We start from the raw sequence: 16,817 nt of genomic DNA, 5'->3' as shown, positions 1-16,817 counted from the left end.
GTGTGTGTCGTTACTGGACATTGGCCCCTACGACCGAGTCCCATTTCGTCGTGATCGTGGCCTTGGCGGCATTCTGCTCATCGATCGAAGGGAAGATTGCCTTCGCGTAGTTGGCGGCATCCGGCAGCTTGGCCAGCAGCTCCTGCGGGATCTTGCCGGCAGCCGACATGGCGTTGAAGCGGATCGGGTGGCAGTAGCCGGCCAGCCAGCCGAGCTGACCTTCGTCCGAATAGAGATACTCCATCCACAGCTTTGCAGCGTTGGGATGTGGAGCGTAGGCGGAGATCGCCTGGATGTAGACGCCGGCGACGACGCCATCGGACGGAACGACGATGTCGAGCGGCGGGTTGCCGTTCATGCCGTCACGCTGCGCGAGAAGGTTGTAGTCCCAGTTGATGGCGATCGGCGTGGTGCCCTGCGCGATCGGAGCCGCCTCAGCATCGACCGGAACGAAGTTGCCGGCGTCGTTGAGCTTCTTGAAGAATTCCAGGCCCGCCTCGGCAGCGCCGGCGGCGTCTGCACCGGTGGAAAGACCGGCCGCATAGACGGATACGATGGCATTGTTGGCTGTGCGCGGATCACCGGCGAGCGCAACCTGATTGGCGTAGTCCGACTTCAGAAGGTCGGCCCAGCTCGCCGGGTTCGTGCCCGTCACGACGTCCTTGTTGATGCCGAAAGCCAGCACGCCGTAATAGTCGCCGTACCAGTAGCCGTCGGCGTCCTTGGCTTCTGCCGGGATCTCGTCCCAGGTGGAAACCTTGTAGGGCTGCAGAAGGCCTTCTTCCTTGGCCTGAGGACCGAAGGCGAGGCCGATGTCGAGGACGTCGGGAGCCTGCGGGCCCTTGTTGTCCTTGTTGGCGCGGACGGCCTCGAGCTCGTCGGCAGAACCGGCGTCGGGGTTCAGTTCGTTGATCTGGATTTCCGGATATTTCTTCTTGAAGTTGGCGATCAGTTCGCCATAGCCGCACCAGGTGTGCGGCAAGGCGATGACCGTCAGCATGCCTTCCTTCTTGGCGGCCTCGATCAGCTCCGCGCTCGGTTCGGCGAAGGCGAGGGAGGTGGTGGCGAGCACCATGGCGGTGGAGAGCGAAAGCAGGCGTCTCGTATGTGACATCACGGGGTTCTCCTTTTGTGAGTCAGGCACTTCGGCGAAGGTGATTACTTGTGGCGCATGAAGCTCATGTGACGTTTTTTCGTATGCCGCTCAGGTCTTTGCCGGGGACCTCCGTCCGAGGTTTGCGGAAAAGCCGGCTGGCCTCGAAGAGGCCTTCCAGCGTCTTCATCCGGTCGCTGGTTTCCTCCCAGCCCGAACTCTGGACGGCTTCGATCAGCGCCTCGACGATGAACAGCGTCACGACGGAGGAATCCCAGGCTGACGGCGCTTCGATATGGACGCGGAAGACCTTCGCCGCGTCCTTGGCGACGGGCGAGGCCCACTGGTCGGTGAAGAGGACGATCTCGACGCCGCGCTCGCGCGCCACGCGGCCCAGCGTCTCCATCTCCTGCTCGTAGCGGCGGATGTCGAAGATCACGAGCACGTCGCCGGCCTTCATGTTCAGGACGTAGTGCGGCCAGGAGCTCGGATTGGCGGGGATCTGGGTGACCTGCGGGCGGATGACCTGGAGATGGGTGAAGAGGTAGTCGGCAAGCGCCTTGGTGATGCGCCCGCCGATGATGTAGATGCTGCGCTGGCGGTCGGCGAGGAGGGCGGCGACGCTGTCGAAATCGGCGGTCTCCACCTGCGAGAGCGTCTGGCGCAGGTTGCCCATGATCGCGTCGGCGAAACGGTTGAGGATATGCGTGCCCGGCGCGTTCGCCGCCCAGCGGTCATGCTTGCTGATCGGGTTAGACAGGGTCGCTTCCAGCTCGTGGTGCAGGCGGGCCTGGAAATCCGGAAAGCCGCGGAAGCCCAGCTTCTGCACCATGCGGGCAACCGTCGGGGTGGACACGCCGGCGTTTTCCGCGACCGTCGTGATGCTGCCGAGGCCGGAGACGGGGTAGTTGTCGAGCAGCGATGCGGCCAGCTGCTTTTCGGCGCGCGTCAGCGCATCGAAATGGGCGTGGATCACATCCGACACCGTCATGGATGCTTGGTTGAGCGTCAAATCGTTCCCCTGCGCTCCGGTCTTTGCCGGAATTTCTAAAATTAACATCGCCGCCACAATTCGAGTCAAATGATTTTTTGAAGAGATTTTTTCAAAGACCCGTTGACAGCGGCAAAATGGTGAAGAATTCTTTTCAGCAACAAGAAGAGCCGGTCGAGGGGATCAGGCTGATGGGAATTCTGACTGGAGAGGAGGGCGAACCCGTCGCCCTGGAAAACGTTGCCGCGCGCGGCTGGGTCATCCTCGTCTGCGAGCACGCATCCCGCCAGCTGCCGAAATCGCTCGGCACGCTCGGCCTTTCCGAAGAAGCGCTTGCCAGCCACATCGCCTGGGATCCCGGTGCGCTCGGCGTGTCGCGCCGCATGGCCGGGATGCTGGATGCGACGCTCGTCTTCCAGCGCTTTTCCCGCCTCGCCTACGATTGCAACCGCCCGCCGGAATCGCCTGCCGCCATGCCGGAAAAGAGCGAGGTCTACGACGTTCCGGGCAATTCCGGGCTCGACCGGGCGGCGCGCGAGGCCCGCACGGAAGCGTTCTACCTGCCGTTTCGCGACACGCTCTCGCGGCTGGTGAGGAACCGGATCGAGGCGGGCAGGCCGCCGGTCATCGTGACGATGCACAGCTTCACGCCGGTCTATTTCGGCAAGCCGCGCGCCGTCGAGATCGGGATCCTGCATGACGCCGACACGCGGCTTGCCGATGCCATGCTCATGGCCGGCGCCCACGGGCCGTACGAGATCCGCCGCAACGAGCCTTACGGGCCCGAGGACGGCGTGACGCATACGCTGAGGGAGCACGGCCTTTCCAACGGCCTGCCCAATGTGATGATCGAGGTTCGAAACGACCTCATAAAGGACGAAGCCGGCCAGGGGGTCGTGGCCGGCTATCTGACGGGGCTGCTCCTGGAGGGGCTGGCCGCCGTACAATAAAACAGGCCCCGGGGAGCGGCATGTCCGCGGAGAATGTGGCGGATCGGGGATAGGCTCCGACCTCCGCCGAAGGCACACGTCGGGCGCTCTCTGCCGCGGTGCAGAAGAGCCGGCGGCAAACAGGAGAGAAGGGTAATGGACAACTCACAGACGGGGATCAGCTACAAGCGCGCTGATGCCTCCTATTTCGAGAAGCGCGGGCTTTCGCGCTATGCCGGCGTCTGGTCCCTCTGGGCCCTCGGCGTCGGCGCCGTCGTCTCCGGCCACTTTTCGGGCTGGAACTTCGGCTTTGCCACCGGCGGCTGGGGCGGCATGCTCGTCGCCGGCATCATCATCGCCATCATGTATCTGGGCCTGACGTTCTCGATCGCCGAGATGAGCCCGGCACTGCCGCACACCGGCGCGGCCTACTCCTTCGCCCGTACGGCGATGGGCCCGTGGGGCGGCTTCATCACCGGCCTTTGCGAAAACGTCGAATACGTGCTGACGCCGGCGGTCATCGTGACCTTCATCACGGCCTACGTGAACTCGATCCTCGGCCTCGATCCGGTCTATTCGCCGCTGTTGTGGATCCTGTTCTACGGGATATTCCTCAGCCTCAACATCTTCGGCCTCGAGCTCTCCTTCAAGGTGACGCTGGTCATCACCCTGCTTTCGCTCGCGGTCCTGGTGTTCTTCTGGATCAGCGCGATCCCGAACATGGACTTCTCGCGCTGGGCGCTGAACATCGGCGTCGGGCCGGATGGGGCGGCGGTCGAGCTGCCGGAGGGCAACGGCGAATGGTTCCCCTTCGGCTTCTCGGGCGTGCTGGCGACGCTGCCCTTCGCCGTCTGGCTGTTCCTCGCCATCGAGCAGCTGCCGCTCGCCGCCGAGGAATCCGTCGATCCCAAGCGCGACATGCCGAAGGGCATCATCCTCGGCATCGTCACGCTGATGATCTCGGCCTTCATGATCGTGCTGCTCAACCCGTCGCTTCCGGGCGTCGGCGCCTTCCAGCTCGGCTCCTCGCTCGAGCCGCTGCTCGACGGCTTCAAGTCGATCTACGGCGACGGGGGCGTCGTCATCCTCGGCCTCGTCGCGCTCACCGGCCTCATCGCCAGCTTCCACACGATCCTCTATGCGCAGGGCCGCCAGGTCTATTCGCTCTCGCGGGCCGGCTACTTCCCGACCGCGCTCTCGCTCACGCACCACCGCTACAAGACCCCGTATCTCGCCATGCTCACCGGCGCCGTCGTTGGGCTCGCCGTCATGCTTGTCATCTGGTTCGCGCTGGGGGCGGAGAAGGGCGGCAGCATCATCGGCAGCGTGCTTCTCAACATGGCCGTGTTCGGCGCGATGTTCTCCTACATCATGCAGGCCGTCTCGTTCATCCTCCTGCGCAAGAAGCTGCCGAACATCGAGCGGCCGTTCCGCTCGCCGCTCGGCATACCGGGTGCGGTGCTGACGATCGTCATCGCGGTCGTCACGCTGCTCTATCAGATCCAGGATCCGAACTTCTTCAAGGGCGTTGTCTGGGTCGCCGTCTGGTTCGGGGTCGCGATCGCCTATTTCGCGCTGGTCGGCCGCCACCGGCTGATCCTGTCGCCGGAAGAGGAGTTCGCGCTGGAGCACGGCGAGAAGGCCGCCGTCGCGGCCGCTGCCAAGGCTTGAGCCCGCAACCTTCACAGACGGCCCCGCCGCGGGGGCGGGGCCGTCATCCATTCCAACGATCGGATCTTCCATGAGCATGACCTACACATTCGATGATCTGAAGAAGGATGTCGCCGAAGGCCGCATCGACACCGTTCTTGCCTGCCAGGTCGACATGCAGGGCCGCCTCATGGGGAAGCGTTTTCACGCGCAATACTTCGTCGACAGCGCCTACGAGGAAACGCACAGCTGCAACTACCTGCTGGCGACCGACATGGAGATGGAGACGGTCCCCGGCTACAAGTCGACGAGCTGGGCGGCCGGCTACGGGGACTATACGATGAAGCCGGACCTTGCGACGCTGCGCAAGACGCCCTGGCTGGAAGGCACGGCGCTGGTGCTGTGCGACGTGCTCGACCACCACACGCACGAGGAGGTGCCGCACTCGCCGCGCGCCGTGCTCAAGAAGCAGGTGAAGCGGCTGGAGGCCATGGGCCTTGCGGCCTTCATGGCGAGCGAGCTCGAATTCTTCCTGTTCGACCAGACCTACGACCATGCGCGCGAGAGCGGCTACCGCGATCTCCTGCCCATCAGCGGCTACAACGAGGACTACCATATCTTCCAGACCACCAAGGAGGAGGACGTCATGCGGGCGCTGCGCAACGGCCTGCAGGGCGCCGGCATCCCGGTGGAGAACTCCAAGGGCGAGGCTTCGGCCGGCCAGGAGGAGATCAATGTGCGCTATGCCGACGCGCTGACCATGGCCGACCGGCATGCGATCATCAAGAACGCCGCCAAGGAGATCGCCTGGCAGCGCGGCAAGGCCGTCACCTTCCTCGCCAAGTGGAACTACAATGCCGCCGGCTCCTCCTCGCACATCCACCAGTCGCTGTGGAGCCTCGACGGGAAGGAGCCGAAATTCTTCGACCGGGACGCCAAGTACGGCATGTCGGAGCTGATGCGCATGTATGTGGCCGGCCTGCTCGCCCATGCGAGCGAGATCACCTATTTCCTTGCGCCCTACATCAATTCCTACAAGCGTTTCGTCGCCGGCACCTTCGCGCCGACCAAGGCGATCTGGAGCAAGGACAACCGCACGGCCGGCTACCGCCTGTGCGGGGACGGCACCAAGGCGATCCGCATCGAATGCCGCGTCGGCGGCTCGGACCTCAACCCCTATCTCGCCATGGCGGCGCTGATCGCCGCCGGCATTGCCGGCATCGAGCAGAGGCTGGAGCTGGAAGCCCCCTTCGTGGGCGACGCCTACGGCGGCAAGGACATCCGCGAGATCCCCAAGACGCTGCGCGGGGCGGCCGCGGCGCTGACCGGCTCCAAGATGCTGCGCGAGGCCCTCGGCGACGACGTCGTCGACCACTACGTCCGCGCGGCCGAATGGGAGCAGGAGGAATACGACCGCCGCATCACCGACTGGGAGGTGGCGCGCGGCTTCGAGAGAGCGTAGAAGCGTTTCGGGATCTGCCCCTCACCTGCCTGCCGGCATCCTCTCCCCGCAAGCGGGGCGAGGAACGATGGGCTCGCCGTTTTCCTCCTTCTCCCCGCTTGCGGGGAGAAGGTCCCGGCAGGGGGATGAGGGGCACTCGAAGCGCCGAACCTGAAATTCCGACAGAACCAACAGGAAGTCGATCATGACTGTGATCAAATGCATATCCCCCGTGGACGGCTCGGTCTATGCCGAGCGCGAGGCGATGCCGCTGGCAGCGGCGCAGGAGGCCGTCGCACGCGCGAGGAAGGCCCAGAAGGCCTGGGCGAAGCGGCCGCTGGAAGAGCGCATCCAGCTCGTCCTCAAGGGCGTCGCCCGCCTCAATGAGATGAAGGACGAGGTCGTGCCGGAGCTCGCCTGGCAGATGGGCCGCCCGGTCCGCTACGGCGGCGAGTTCAAGGGCTTCAACGAGCGGTCCAACTATGTCGCGGAGATCGCCCATTCCTCGCTGGCGCCGATCGTCATCGAGAACAGCGAGCGGTTCGAGCGCCGCATCGAGCGCGAGCCGCACGGCGTCGTCTTCGTCATCGCGCCGTGGAACTATCCCTACATGACCGCGATCAACACGATCGCGCCGGCGCTGATGGCCGGCAACACGGTCATCATCAAGCACGCCGCCCAGACGCTGCTCGTCGGCGAGCGGCTGGTGCGCGCCTTCAACGAGGCGGGCGTGCCGGAGGACGTCTTCCAGAACGTCTTCCTCGACCATGACACGACCTCGGCGCTGATCGCCGCCAACAGCTTCGACTTCATCAACTTCACCGGCTCCGTCGAAGGCGGCCGGTCGATCGAGCGCGCCGCGGCCGGCACCTTCACGCCCATCGGCCTCGAACTCGGCGGCAAGGACCCGGGCTACGTGATGGAGGACGCGGACCTCGACGCCGCCGTCGACACGCTGATGGACGGGGCGACCTACAATTCCGGCCAGTGCTGCTGTGGCATCGAGCGCATCTATGTCAACGAGACGCTCTACGACGCATTCGTGGAGAAATCCGTCGCCTGGGTCTCCAACTACAAGCTCGGCAACCCGCTCGATCCGGAGACGACGCTCGGGCCGATGGCGCACAGGCGCTTCGCCGCGACCGTGCGCGCGCAGATCGCCGATGCGGTCTCGAAGGGGGCAAAGGCGCTCGTCGATCCGAAACTCTTCCCGGCCGACGACGGCGGCGCCTATGTCGCCCCGCAGATCCTCGTCGATGTCGACCATTCCATGGAGTTCATGAAGGAGGAGACGTTCGGTCCCGCGGTCGGCATCATGAAGGTGAGGAACGACGAGGAAGCGCTGGCGCTGATGAACGACTGCAAGTACGGGCTTACCGTCTCGCTCTGGACGCAGGATGCCGACCGGGCGGCGAACATCGCGCGAAACCTTGAGACCGGCACCGTCTTCATGAACCGCGCCGACTATCTCGATCCGGCGCTGTGCTGGACGGGCGTCAAGGAAACGGGCCGCGGCGGCTCGCTCTCCGTCATCGGCTTCCACAACCTCACGAGACCGAAATCCTACCACTTCAGGAAAGCACTCGCATGACCATCACCGCCAACTGGAGCTACCCGACCGCGATCAGGTTCGGGGCAGGGCGCATCAAGGAACTGGCCGACCATTGCAAGGCGGCCGGCATCAAGAAGCCGCTGCTCGTCACCGACCGCGGCCTTTCGACCATGGCGATCACCAAAGGCGCGCTCGACATCCTGGAGGCGGCCGGCCTCGGGCGGGCGATGTTCGCGGAAGTCGATCCGAACCCGACCGACAGGAACCTCGAAGCCGGCGTCAAGGCCTTCAAGGACGGCGGGCATGACGGCGTCGTCGCCTTCGGCGGCGGTTCCGGCCTCGACCTCGGCAAGGCGGTCGCCTTCATGGCGGGCCAGACGCGGCCGGTCTGGGATTTCGAGGATATCGGCGACTGGTGGACGCGCGCCGATCCGGACGGCATCGCGCCCATCGTCGCCGTGCCGACCACGGCCGGCACCGGCTCGGAAGTCGGCCGCGCCTCGGTCGTCACCAATTCCGAGACGCATACCAAGAAGGTGATCTTCCACCCGAAGATCCTTCCCTCCGTCACGATCTGCGACCCGGAGCTGACGGTCGGCATGCCGAAGGTCATCACCGCCGGCACCGGCATGGACGCCTTCGCCCATTGCCTGGAAGCCTATTCGTCGCCGTTCTACCATCCGATGAGCCAGGGCATCGCGCTCGAAGGCATGCGCCTCGTCAAGGAATACCTGCCGCGCGCCTACAGGGACGGAACGGACATCGAGGCCCGCGCCCACATGATGTCGGCCGCCGCCATGGGCGCCGTCGCCTTCCAGAAGGGGCTGGGGGCGATCCACTCGCTGTCGCACCCGGTCGGCGCGATCTACAACACGCATCACGGCATGACGAACGCCGTCGTGATGCCGCCGGTGCTGACCTTCAACCGGCCGGCCATCGAGGCGAGGATCGCCAGCGCCGCCGCCTATCTCGGGATCGCCGGCGGTTTCGACGGCTTCTTCGACTATGTGCTGCGCCTGCGCGAGGACCTCGGCGTGCCCGACAAGCTCTCCGCGCTCGGCGTCGGCACGGACCGGATCGAGGAAATGTCCGAAATGGCCGTCGTCGACCCCACGGCCGGCGGCAACCCGGTCGAACTGACGCTGGACGCGGCGAGGCGCCTCTTCGTCGAATGCATCTGAATTCTTACCGAGGACGTGCTGCGGCTCCTGCCTTCGCGCCAGCGCACGGCGGCGGAGCGGGGTTTCTTCCGCACGCTTCGGCGGGTGGCTTGAGTTGCGGAATTGACGAAAGGCAGGAACGGCTGCGCGATTTGGCCGCAGCCGTTCCCGCAAATAGGCGCACGGCACGGTAATGAACAATTTACCATGCCTAACCTAATGATTTCCTGTCAGAAAGCTGTTCCGTGAAGGCGCATGTGCCTTCGGCAGGGCCCATGAAGGGTTGCGGGCTTCGGCGTGCCGGCCGGCATTGCCCTCCCGATGGAGCGTCGTCGCTTTCCTCCCGTTGTTCAACGCGTTGCCAGGATACCCCGCAGAATGAAGCCAGCCGCTCAGACCGCCAGCCAGAACCACGACATCGCGCGCCGTCTGGACTATCTCGGCCTTGACGAGGCAGCCCTGAAGCAGTTGCGCAGCCTGAAGCCCTTCATCGAGAAGGAGCTGGGCCCGGCGCTCGACAAGTTCTACGCCATCGTGCGCAAGAGCCCGGAGGTCAGCCACCTCTTTTCCGACGATGCGCACATGAACCGGGCCAAGACCGCGCAGCTCGGCCATTGGGTCAATATCGCCGCCGGCGATTTCACCGGTGAATACGCCGCCAAGGTGCAGGCGATCGGCCATGTGCACGCGCGCATCGGGCTGGAGCCGCGCTGGTATATCGGCGGCTATGCACTGATCGTCGAGCATCTTCTGACGGAGGCCGTGAAGGCCCTCTGGCCGAAGCAGGGTCTCTTTGCCCGGCAGGAAATCGGGCCGGAAGAGTTCGCCGCAAGGTTTTCGAGCCTGCTCAAGGCCATCTTCCTCGACATGGACCTTTCCATCTCCGTCTACATGGACACGTCCGACGTCGCCAAGCAGCAGGCGGTTCAGGCGCAGGTTCTCGCCGAGGAGCGCAAGCTCGTCAGCGACAGCTTCGGCGCCGCGCTGAAGCGCATTTCGGACGGCGACCTCACCGCGCGCATCACCGGTTCGCTGCCGCAGGCCTACGAGGAGCTGCGCAACGACTTCAACCATGCCATTTCCACGCTCTCGCAGGCCATCGGCAATATCGGCGCGGGCGCCGGCTCCATTCACCTGAGCGCCCGCGAGATCGCGGCCGCCTCCGACGACCTTGCAAAGCGCACCGAGCGGCAGGCCGCGAACCTGGAGGAGACGGCCGCCGCCGTCGAGGAGGTGACGACCACGGTGCGCCAGACGGCCCAGAGCGCCAATGAGGCGAACGCGCTCGTCATGGCCGCGCGCGACAACGCGCAGCGCAGCGGCGAGGTCGTCGAGGAGGCGATCACCGCCATGGGCGAGATCCAGGCGTCTTCCGCGGCCATCGCCAGCATCATCGAGGTGATCGACGAGATCGCCTTCCAGACGAACCTGCTTGCGCTCAATGCCGGCATCGAGGCGGCGCGGGCCGGCGAGGCGGGCCGCGGCTTTGCCGTCGTCGCCTCGGAGGTGCGTGCGCTCGCCCAGCGCTGCGCAGATGCCGCCAAGGACATCCAGAACCTCATCGCCAGGTCGCATGGCCAGGTCGAGGACGGCGTGCGCTCGGTGGGCGAGGTCGCGCAGTCGCTGCGCCAGATCGTTTCGCAGGTCGTCGAGGTGAGCGCGGTCTTCAACGCCATCCGTGCCAGCACCGCCGAACAGGCGACGGGCCTGCAGGCGGTCAACCAGGCCGTCAACGCCATGGACCAGATCACCCAGCAGAATGCCGCGATGGTCGAGCAGGCCAATGCGGCAAGCCAGGCGCTGACGCAGGAGGCCGCTTCCATCGCCGCCCAGCTCAGCGCCTTCCGCACCGGCGGCTCCGCCCAGCCGGCGGAAGATTCCGGCTACACCCGCGCCGCCTGAACAGCCTGACGAATCGAAAAAGCCGGCCGGCATCTGCCGTCCGGCCCAGTTCGATGGCACGCCCGCCCCGGCACGCCGCCCTCCTCGGGCCTGACCCGAGGGGCCACTCTTTTCAAAGGCTTATGGATGGCCGGTCAAGCCCGGCCATGAACGGAGGAGGGGGTGATCGCCCGCGCCGAAAGCGTCAGTCGACGAATTCGACCGTCACTCCGGGGCTGGTCATCTTGGCGAGCTCGGTGGCGTCCCAGTTGGTGAGGCGTATGCAGCCGTGGCTCTGGGTCTTGCCGATCTTCGACGGCTCGGGCGTGCCGTGGATGCCGTAGGTCGGCTTGGAAAGCGCGATCCAGACCGTGCCGACCGGGCCGTTCGGGCCGGGCTGGAGGGTCAGTATCTTGTCGTTGTCGCCCTGCTTGAAGTTGATCTTCGGATTGTAGGTGTAGCCCGGATTGAGCGCGATGCGCTCGACCGTGACCGTGCCGGAGGGCGAGGGCGTGTCGGCCGAGCCGATGCTTGCCGGATAGGCGGCGATCAGCATGCCGTTCTCGTCGTAGGCCAGCACCTGCTTGCGGCCCTTGTCGGCAAGGATCTTCGCCACCTTGCCGGTCTTGGCCGGGCCGGTGTCGACGACCTTGATGATCGTGCCGGGGATGGTGAAGTCGACGCCGGGGTTGATCTCCTTCAGATAGGCCTCGTCCATGTGGAACTTCTCGGCCAGCATCTCGCTGGTCGAGGTGAAGGACAGGTGCGGCAACGCGGCCTTTTGGGCATAGTCGTCCGGGATCGCCGCCACGTAGGGGCCGGCCGCGTCGGCGGCGGTGATCTCGTACGTCGTGAAGGCCATGCCGCCGGAAAGGCGCAGGCGCTCCAGGATGTCGTCGGCATTGTTCGGGTCGAGCTTCTCGCCCGTCGCGTTCTGCCAGGCCTCGATCGCCTTGGTGACGTTGGACCCCTTCTTGCCGTCGATCACGCCCGGCGAGAACCCTTCGCGGTCGAGGAACACCTGAAGCGCGGTGACCTCGGCGGACGACATCTTGCCCAGCGCCGTCGCCGGCTCGAATTGCGGGCCGGGCACGAATTCGGCATTCGGATCGATGCCGCCGTCCGGCAGGGACGCCGTGTCGGTGGCGTCGTCGGAGAGGCCGGGCAGCGACTGCGGGCTGCCGAAATCGGCATCCGGCAGGCTCTGGCGTTCGATATCGCCCGGCAGCGCCTCGCGCATTTCGGGCACCGAGCCGGTCGTCAGGTCGTCGCCGTAGTCGGATTCGGGCGCCGGTGGGAAATAATCCGGGTTCGTTTCGGGATAGCCGGGCACCGCGCGGTAGCGATCGCGGCGCGGGCGATAATCGTCGCCCCGGGCGAAATAGCGCTCGGCCGGCATGGCCGTGGCGACGATGTCGCCCCATGAATCGACCAAGACCCGGCGGCCGCGGCTGTCGCGCGCCCAGCGCACGCTGCCGTCGCTCGGAACGTAGTCGAGGATGTCGCCGTCCGGCGAGACGAGGATCGTATCGCCGGAAAACTGTTGCTGGGCGTGGGCAGGCACAACGGCGAATCCGAGGACGGAGGCCGCTGCCAGAAGCGAAATGCTTGTTTTAAATATCGAATTCACGATGGTTGACCTGCCAGATTGCATATATCGCGCGGACGGAACACTTCAATTCGGACCCTAATATGGAAAAACTGAATCGATGGTGAACGTAACGTCAACACGCCCGGCAAAAACTTGCGATCGGGCGCGATGGTTCCCGTGAAAAGATGTGGGCCGGGCAGGAAGGCCCGGTGGCGCTGGGCGGAGCTTCGCTCTAGGGTCTGTACGCGATCAGGCGGCCCGTCCCTAGCATGCCGCCGTTTCCCGCCGCCACCGGAGCCTTGGATGACCTTCGCCCTTACCGCAGACACGCAAGACCAGTCGTTCCGCCTGGAACTGACGCCGCATTCCGTGCTCGACGTCGGCAGCGCGATCTTTCACGGCGTCGACGTCGCGCCGGGCGCGGCTATCCCCTCGGACGGCGATCCGCGCATCGACAGGGCGCTGCCGGGCTTCCTGTTCACCTGCGGGCCCGATCACATCCGCCATCCCGTGCCGGTGGAGGGGGCGGCCGACGGGCGGCGCTATCCGCTGCACGGATCGTTCTCCTCCCATCCGGCACGCGACATCCTGATCGAGGAGGACGAGGGCGAGGTGGTCTGCGAGGCGCATGTCGCCGTCTCGCTCGCCCATGGCGGCACGGCCGACCTTGCGCGCCGCTGGCGGGCCGACCGCCGGACGGGGCATGTCACGCTCGACGACCTCGTCACCAATACCGGCGAGACATCCTGGCCGCCCTTCGCCATGTACCATATCAACTTCGGCACCGGCCTCTTCGACGCAAACACGCGGCTGACGGGCGCGATGCTGTCCGGCGGCAGCCTGCCCTGGCGCTTCGAGGACGGCGACATGAGGATATTCTGCGTGCCGGCGGCCGAGACGGCCGCGCACGGCTGGGCGCAGGTCGCCATCGGGCCGATCGCCGCGCTCGGCGGGCGCAGCGTCCATATCCGCTTCCGCACCGATACCTTGCCCTATCTGCAGGTCTGGCGGAACCAGTCGCCGGGCTGTGCGGTGCTCGGCATCGAGCCGGTCTCGCACCGGCTGGCCCCCCGCGAGGAGCTGATCGCTTCCGGCGAGGCGCCGAGCTTCTCGTCCGGCGAAAGCGTGGGGTACGGGCTCGCCTTCGAGGTGCGCTAGATTTCGCGTGATTGACGCTCCCGCAACGCGGGCTTAAACGATGAGCGCAGCTATTTCGGAAAGGACCTTCCCATGGATATCCGCGAGATCAACGACGAATATTCCGTTTCCGGCCAGATCACCGTCGAGGACCTGGATGCGATCGCCGCCATGGGTTTCAAGTCGATCGTCTGCCACCGTCCGGACCACGAGGAGCCCGGCCAGCCCGAATTCGCGGCCATCGCCGCGCGCGCCAGGGAACTGGGCATCGAGGCGGCCCATGTGCCCGTCGGCCCGATGGGCGTGACGGCGGAGGCGGTGAACGGCATGGTCGACGCGCTCGACGAATTGCCGCGCCCGATGCTCGGCTATTGCCGCTCCGGCATGCGCTCGACGAAGACCTACGAGCAGACGCGGCACATCCGCGGGTGATGGGTCGCCCCGAAGGGGCCGGCAGGCGGATGCGGGGCGCCTATACCCCCAACCTCACTTCCCGCTGCGGATATCCGACAGCGTGCGCGTCGGCGTGATGGCTTCCGGATCGAGCTTCACCTCGATGATCGCCGGCTTGCCGCTGGCGCGGGCGCGCAGGAACGCCGGGGCGAAGTCCTCCGTCTTCTCCACCGTCTCGCCATGGCCGCCATAGGCGACCGCAAGAGCGGCGAAGTCCGGATTGGTGAGGTCCGTGGCGCTGACGCGGCCCGGATATTCCCGCTCCTGGTGCATGCGGATCGTGCCGTAGATGCCGTTGTTGACGACGACGGTGATGATCGGGAGCCTGTAGCGCACGGCGGTGGCGAATTCCTGCCCGTGCATCATGAAGCAGCCGTCGCCGGCAAAGCAGATCACCTCGCGCTCCGGAAAGAGCTGCTTGGCGGCGACGGCGGCCGGCAGGCCGTAGCCCATCGAGCCGGAGGTCGGCGCGGCCTGCGTGCCGAAGCGGCGGAAGCGGTGGAAGCGGTGCACCCAGGTGGCGTAGTTGCCGGCGCCGTTGGTGAAGATCGTCTCTTCCGCCGTGTTTTCCTCCAGCCAGGCCATGATCGGACCCATCCGCACGCGGCCGGGGCCGTCGGTCGGCGGCGTCGACCATTTCAGGTAGGCCTCGTGCATGGCGGCTGTGCGGGCGGCCCAGCGCGGCGCGGTTCCCGGCGCGAGGCCTTCGAGCGCGGCGACGAAATCCTCGGGCGCGGCGCAGATCGCAAGGTCCGGGCGATAGACGCGGCCGAGCTCCGAGGGATCGGGATGGACGTGCACCAGCTTCTGCTCGGGATAGGGGCTCTTGAGCAGGCTGTAGGTCGCCGACGGCATTTCGGAATAGCGCCCGCCGAGCAGGACGACGAGGTCCGCCTCGCGGATCTCCTTGCCCAGCGCCGGATTGATGCCGATGCCGGAATCGCCGGCGTAGTTCGGGTGCCGGTGATCGAACAGCATCTGGCGGCGGAAGGAACAGGCGACCGGCAGCGACCAGCGTTCGGCAAAGGCGGTGAAGGCCTTGACGCTCTCCGCCGACCAGCGCGTGCCGCCGAGGATGGCGAGGGGGCGTTCGGCCTTTTCGAGCAGGCCGGCCAGCTCCTCCACCTGCCTGCGGCCCGGATGGGCTTCCACCGGCGTGTAGGCCTTCGCGGCAACCGCCTCGACCTCGTCCGTCAGCATGTCCTCGGGAAGGGCGAGCACGACGGGGCCGGGCCGGCCGGACGTGGCGACCGCGAAGGCGCGCGTGACGAATTCGGGAATACGGCGGGCATCGTCGACCTCGGCCACCCACTTGGCGACCTCGGTGAAGGCGCGGCGGTATTCCACCTCCTGGAAGGCCTCGCGCTCGCGCGCGTCGCGCTGCACCTGGCCGATGAAGAGGATCATCGGGATCGAATCCTGCCGCGCGATGTGAAGGCCGGCCGAGGCGTTGGTGGCGCCGGGGCCGCGCGTGACCATGCAGATGCCGGGCTCGCCCGTGAGCCGGCCCCAGCAGTCCGCCATCATCGCCGCGCCGCCTTCCTGGCGGCAGACGATGACGTCGATATCCGTGTCGTGCAGCGCATCGAGCACCGCGAGGTAGCTCTCGCCCGGCACGCAGGCGACACGCTTGACGCCGTTGGCGATAAGGGCGTCGACGATCAGCTGGCCACCGGACTTCATGCGCTTTTCTTTCCTGCTTCGAGCGTTTCGAGTTCCGCCAGCACGGCGTCGGTGTGTTCGCCGAGCCGCGGGCTCGGGCGGTCGTAGACGAGCGGCGTGCCGGAGAAGACGATGGGCGTGCGCACGCCGGGGATGAGGTTGCCGTCCGCATCCGGCAGGTCGATGCGCAGCCCGCGGGCCTTGACCTGCGGGTCGTCGAAGGTCTCGGCTATGGAGTTGATGGGACCGGCCGGCACGCCCTCACGCTCGCAGGCCTCCAGCAGCGCGGCCTTGGCAAGCCTCGTGGTCGCTTCCGTGACGAGGCGGCGCACCTCCGCGCGATTGGCGACGCGGGCGCGGTTGGTGGCGAAACGCTCGTCGTCGGCCACGCCGTCGAGCTTCAGGATGCCGCAGAGTTTCCTGAACTGCCCGTCATTGCCGACGGCGAGGATGACGTGCCCGTCCGATGTCGGCACGACCTCGTAGGGCGAGATGTTCGGGTGCGCATCGCCGAGCCGCGCGGGCGCCTTGCCGGAGGCGAGGTAGTTCATGTTCTGGTTCGCCATGACGGCGGACTGCACGTCGAGCAGCGCCATGTCGAGATGCTGGCCCCTGCCGGTCTTCATGACATGGATGAGGGCGGCCTGGATGGCGGTGACGGCATAGATGCCGGTAAAGATGTCGGCGATGGCCACGCCCGCCTTCATCGGCTCGCCGTCCGGCGCGCCCGTCACCGACATGAAGCCGGACATGCCCTGCACGATGTAGTCGTAGCCGGCGCGGGCGGCATAGGGCCCGTCCTGGCCGAAGCCGGTGATGGAGCAATAGACGAGCTTGGGATGCTTCTTGGCGAGGCTCTGGTAGTCGAGCCCGTATTTGGCAAGGCCGCCGACCTTGAAGTTCTCGATCACCACGTCGGCGGTCGCGACGAGGCGGTGGACGGTTTGCCGGCCTTCCTCCGTCTTGAGGTCGACGGCGATGGAGCGCTTGCCGCGGTTGGTGGCGTGGTAATAGGCGGCCGAAAGGTTCTCGCCGTCCTTGCCCGTCACGAAGGGCGGGCCCCAGGCGCGCGTATCGTCGCCGCCGTCCGGGTTCTCGACCTTGATGACGTCCGCGCCCATGTCGGCCAGCATCTGGCCGGCCCAGGGACCTGCGAGGACCCGCGCCAGCTCGATGACCCTTATGCCGGAAAGCGGCAGGTTCGACTTCTCCATCGTGCACTCCCTTGAGGGCGGGCGCGCAAGGATGCCCGCCGGGCTTTCCGCCCGTTTTACCCT

At 66.2% G+C, this 16,817-nt stretch carries 13 protein-coding genes; 8 read left to right on the top strand and 5 right to left on the bottom strand.

The genetic code is table 11. From position 1 onward, the window contains the following. Nucleotides 1-10 precede the first annotated feature (10 nt). Complete coding sequence (locus ACIIOY_RS00650; protein ID WP_411032672.1) at nt 11-1,117, bottom strand: ABC transporter substrate-binding protein; 1,107 nt, start codon at nt 1,115-1,117, stop codon at nt 11-13. Nucleotides 1,118-1,178: 61 nt separating this feature from the next. Beyond that, nucleotides 1,179-2,084: a MurR/RpiR family transcriptional regulator gene (locus ACIIOY_RS00645; RefSeq protein ID WP_411033039.1), complete on the bottom strand. Its 906-nt coding sequence runs from the start codon at nt 2,082-2,084 to the stop codon at nt 1,179-1,181. Nucleotides 2,085-2,272: 188 nt separating this feature from the next. On the opposite strand from ACIIOY_RS00645, the gene ACIIOY_RS00640 reads away from it, so the two are divergent. The 6 genes from ACIIOY_RS00640 (at nt 2,273) to ACIIOY_RS00615 (ending at nt 10,718) form a co-directional block, all read left to right on the top strand. Beyond that, nucleotides 2,273-3,034, top strand: coding sequence for an N-formylglutamate amidohydrolase (locus ACIIOY_RS00640; protein WP_411033038.1), 762 nt, complete (start codon nt 2,273-2,275; stop codon nt 3,032-3,034). A gap of 135 nt (nt 3,035-3,169) precedes the next feature. Then, nucleotides 3,170-4,684 (top strand): amino acid permease, encoded by a 1,515-nt coding sequence (locus ACIIOY_RS00635; protein WP_411032671.1) that lies wholly within the window; start codon nt 3,170-3,172, stop codon nt 4,682-4,684. Nucleotides 4,685-4,760: 76 nt separating this feature from the next. After that, on the top strand, nt 4,761-6,125 hold the full coding sequence (locus tag ACIIOY_RS00630; RefSeq protein WP_411033037.1) for a glutamine synthetase family protein: 1,365 nt from the start codon (nt 4,761-4,763) through the stop codon (nt 6,123-6,125). A 184-nt stretch (nt 6,126-6,309) separates the two neighbouring features. After that, nucleotides 6,310-7,695 (top strand): aldehyde dehydrogenase family protein, encoded by a 1,386-nt coding sequence (locus ACIIOY_RS00625; RefSeq protein ID WP_411032670.1) that lies wholly within the window; start codon nt 6,310-6,312, stop codon nt 7,693-7,695. Then, nucleotides 7,692-8,837 (top strand): iron-containing alcohol dehydrogenase, encoded by a 1,146-nt coding sequence (locus ACIIOY_RS00620; protein WP_411032669.1) that lies wholly within the window; start codon nt 7,692-7,694, stop codon nt 8,835-8,837. The genes ACIIOY_RS00625 and ACIIOY_RS00620 overlap by 4 nt, the downstream gene beginning before the upstream one ends. 357 nt (nt 8,838-9,194) lie before the next feature. Next, complete coding sequence (locus ACIIOY_RS00615; RefSeq protein WP_411032668.1) at nt 9,195-10,718, top strand: methyl-accepting chemotaxis protein; 1,524 nt, start codon at nt 9,195-9,197, stop codon at nt 10,716-10,718. Nucleotides 10,719-10,902: 184 nt separating this feature from the next. Here the strand turns inward: ACIIOY_RS00615 and ACIIOY_RS00610 are convergent, their stop codons facing one another. Beyond that, on the bottom strand, nt 10,903-12,351 hold the full coding sequence (locus tag ACIIOY_RS00610; protein WP_411032667.1) for a L,D-transpeptidase family protein: 1,449 nt from the start codon (nt 12,349-12,351) through the stop codon (nt 10,903-10,905). 240 nt (nt 12,352-12,591) lie between these two features. Between ACIIOY_RS00610 and ACIIOY_RS00605 the strand changes: the two genes are divergently transcribed. Together ACIIOY_RS00605 and ACIIOY_RS00600 are read left to right on the top strand one after the other, a co-directional pair. After that, nucleotides 12,592-13,446: a DUF4432 family protein gene (locus ACIIOY_RS00605; protein ID WP_411032666.1), complete on the top strand. Its 855-nt coding sequence runs from the start codon at nt 12,592-12,594 to the stop codon at nt 13,444-13,446. Nucleotides 13,447-13,518: 72 nt separating this feature from the next. After that, the gene (locus ACIIOY_RS00600) at nt 13,519-13,857 is read left to right on the top strand and encodes a protein tyrosine phosphatase family protein (protein ID WP_411032665.1); all 339 of its coding nucleotides are present in this window, start codon (nt 13,519-13,521) and stop codon (nt 13,855-13,857) included. A 54-nt stretch (nt 13,858-13,911) separates the two neighbouring features. Here ACIIOY_RS00600 and ACIIOY_RS00595 read toward each other — a convergent pair whose 3' ends face one another. Then, nucleotides 13,912-15,561, bottom strand: coding sequence for a thiamine pyrophosphate-binding protein (locus tag ACIIOY_RS00595; RefSeq protein WP_411032664.1), 1,650 nt, complete (start codon nt 15,559-15,561; stop codon nt 13,912-13,914). Continuing rightward, the gene (gene caiB, locus ACIIOY_RS00590; RefSeq protein ID WP_411032663.1) at nt 15,558-16,754 is read right to left on the bottom strand and encodes a succinate--glutarate CoA-transferase; all 1,197 of its coding nucleotides are present in this window, start codon (nt 16,752-16,754) and stop codon (nt 15,558-15,560) included. The genes ACIIOY_RS00595 and caiB overlap by 4 nt, the downstream gene beginning before the upstream one ends. Nucleotides 16,755-16,817: the final 63 nt, after the last annotated feature.

The sequence above is a fragment of the Shinella agrisoli genome, assembly GCF_046557955.1.
Lineage (GTDB): Bacteria > Pseudomonadota > Alphaproteobacteria > Rhizobiales > Rhizobiaceae > Shinella.
This window is presented reverse-complemented; position numbering and strand designations above follow the sequence as displayed.

Coding starts and splice junctions, on each gene's coding strand:
- ACIIOY_RS00635 (WP_411032671.1), top strand. CDS start 3,170: ATGGACAACTCACAGACGGGGATCAGCTACAAGCGCGCTGATGCCTCC.
- ACIIOY_RS00625 (WP_411032670.1), top strand. CDS start 6,310: ATGACTGTGATCAAATGCATATCCCCCGTGGACGGCTCGGTCTATGCC.
- ACIIOY_RS00605 (WP_411032666.1), top strand. CDS start 12,592: ATGACCTTCGCCCTTACCGCAGACACGCAAGACCAGTCGTTCCGCCTG.
- ACIIOY_RS00595 (WP_411032664.1), bottom strand. CDS start 15,561: ATGAAGTCCGGTGGCCAGCTGATCGTCGACGCCCTTATCGCCAACGGC.
- ACIIOY_RS00600 (WP_411032665.1), top strand. CDS start 13,519: ATGGATATCCGCGAGATCAACGACGAATATTCCGTTTCCGGCCAGATC.
- ACIIOY_RS00615 (WP_411032668.1), top strand. CDS start 9,195: ATGAAGCCAGCCGCTCAGACCGCCAGCCAGAACCACGACATCGCGCGC.
- ACIIOY_RS00620 (WP_411032669.1), top strand. CDS start 7,692: ATGACCATCACCGCCAACTGGAGCTACCCGACCGCGATCAGGTTCGGG.
- ACIIOY_RS00610 (WP_411032667.1), bottom strand. CDS start 12,351: ATGCAATCTGGCAGGTCAACCATCGTGAATTCGATATTTAAAACAAGC.
- ACIIOY_RS00645 (WP_411033039.1), bottom strand. CDS start 2,084: ATGACGGTGTCGGATGTGATCCACGCCCATTTCGATGCGCTGACGCGC.
- caiB (WP_411032663.1), bottom strand. CDS start 16,754: ATGGAGAAGTCGAACCTGCCGCTTTCCGGCATAAGGGTCATCGAGCTG.
- ACIIOY_RS00630 (WP_411033037.1), top strand. CDS start 4,761: ATGACCTACACATTCGATGATCTGAAGAAGGATGTCGCCGAAGGCCGC.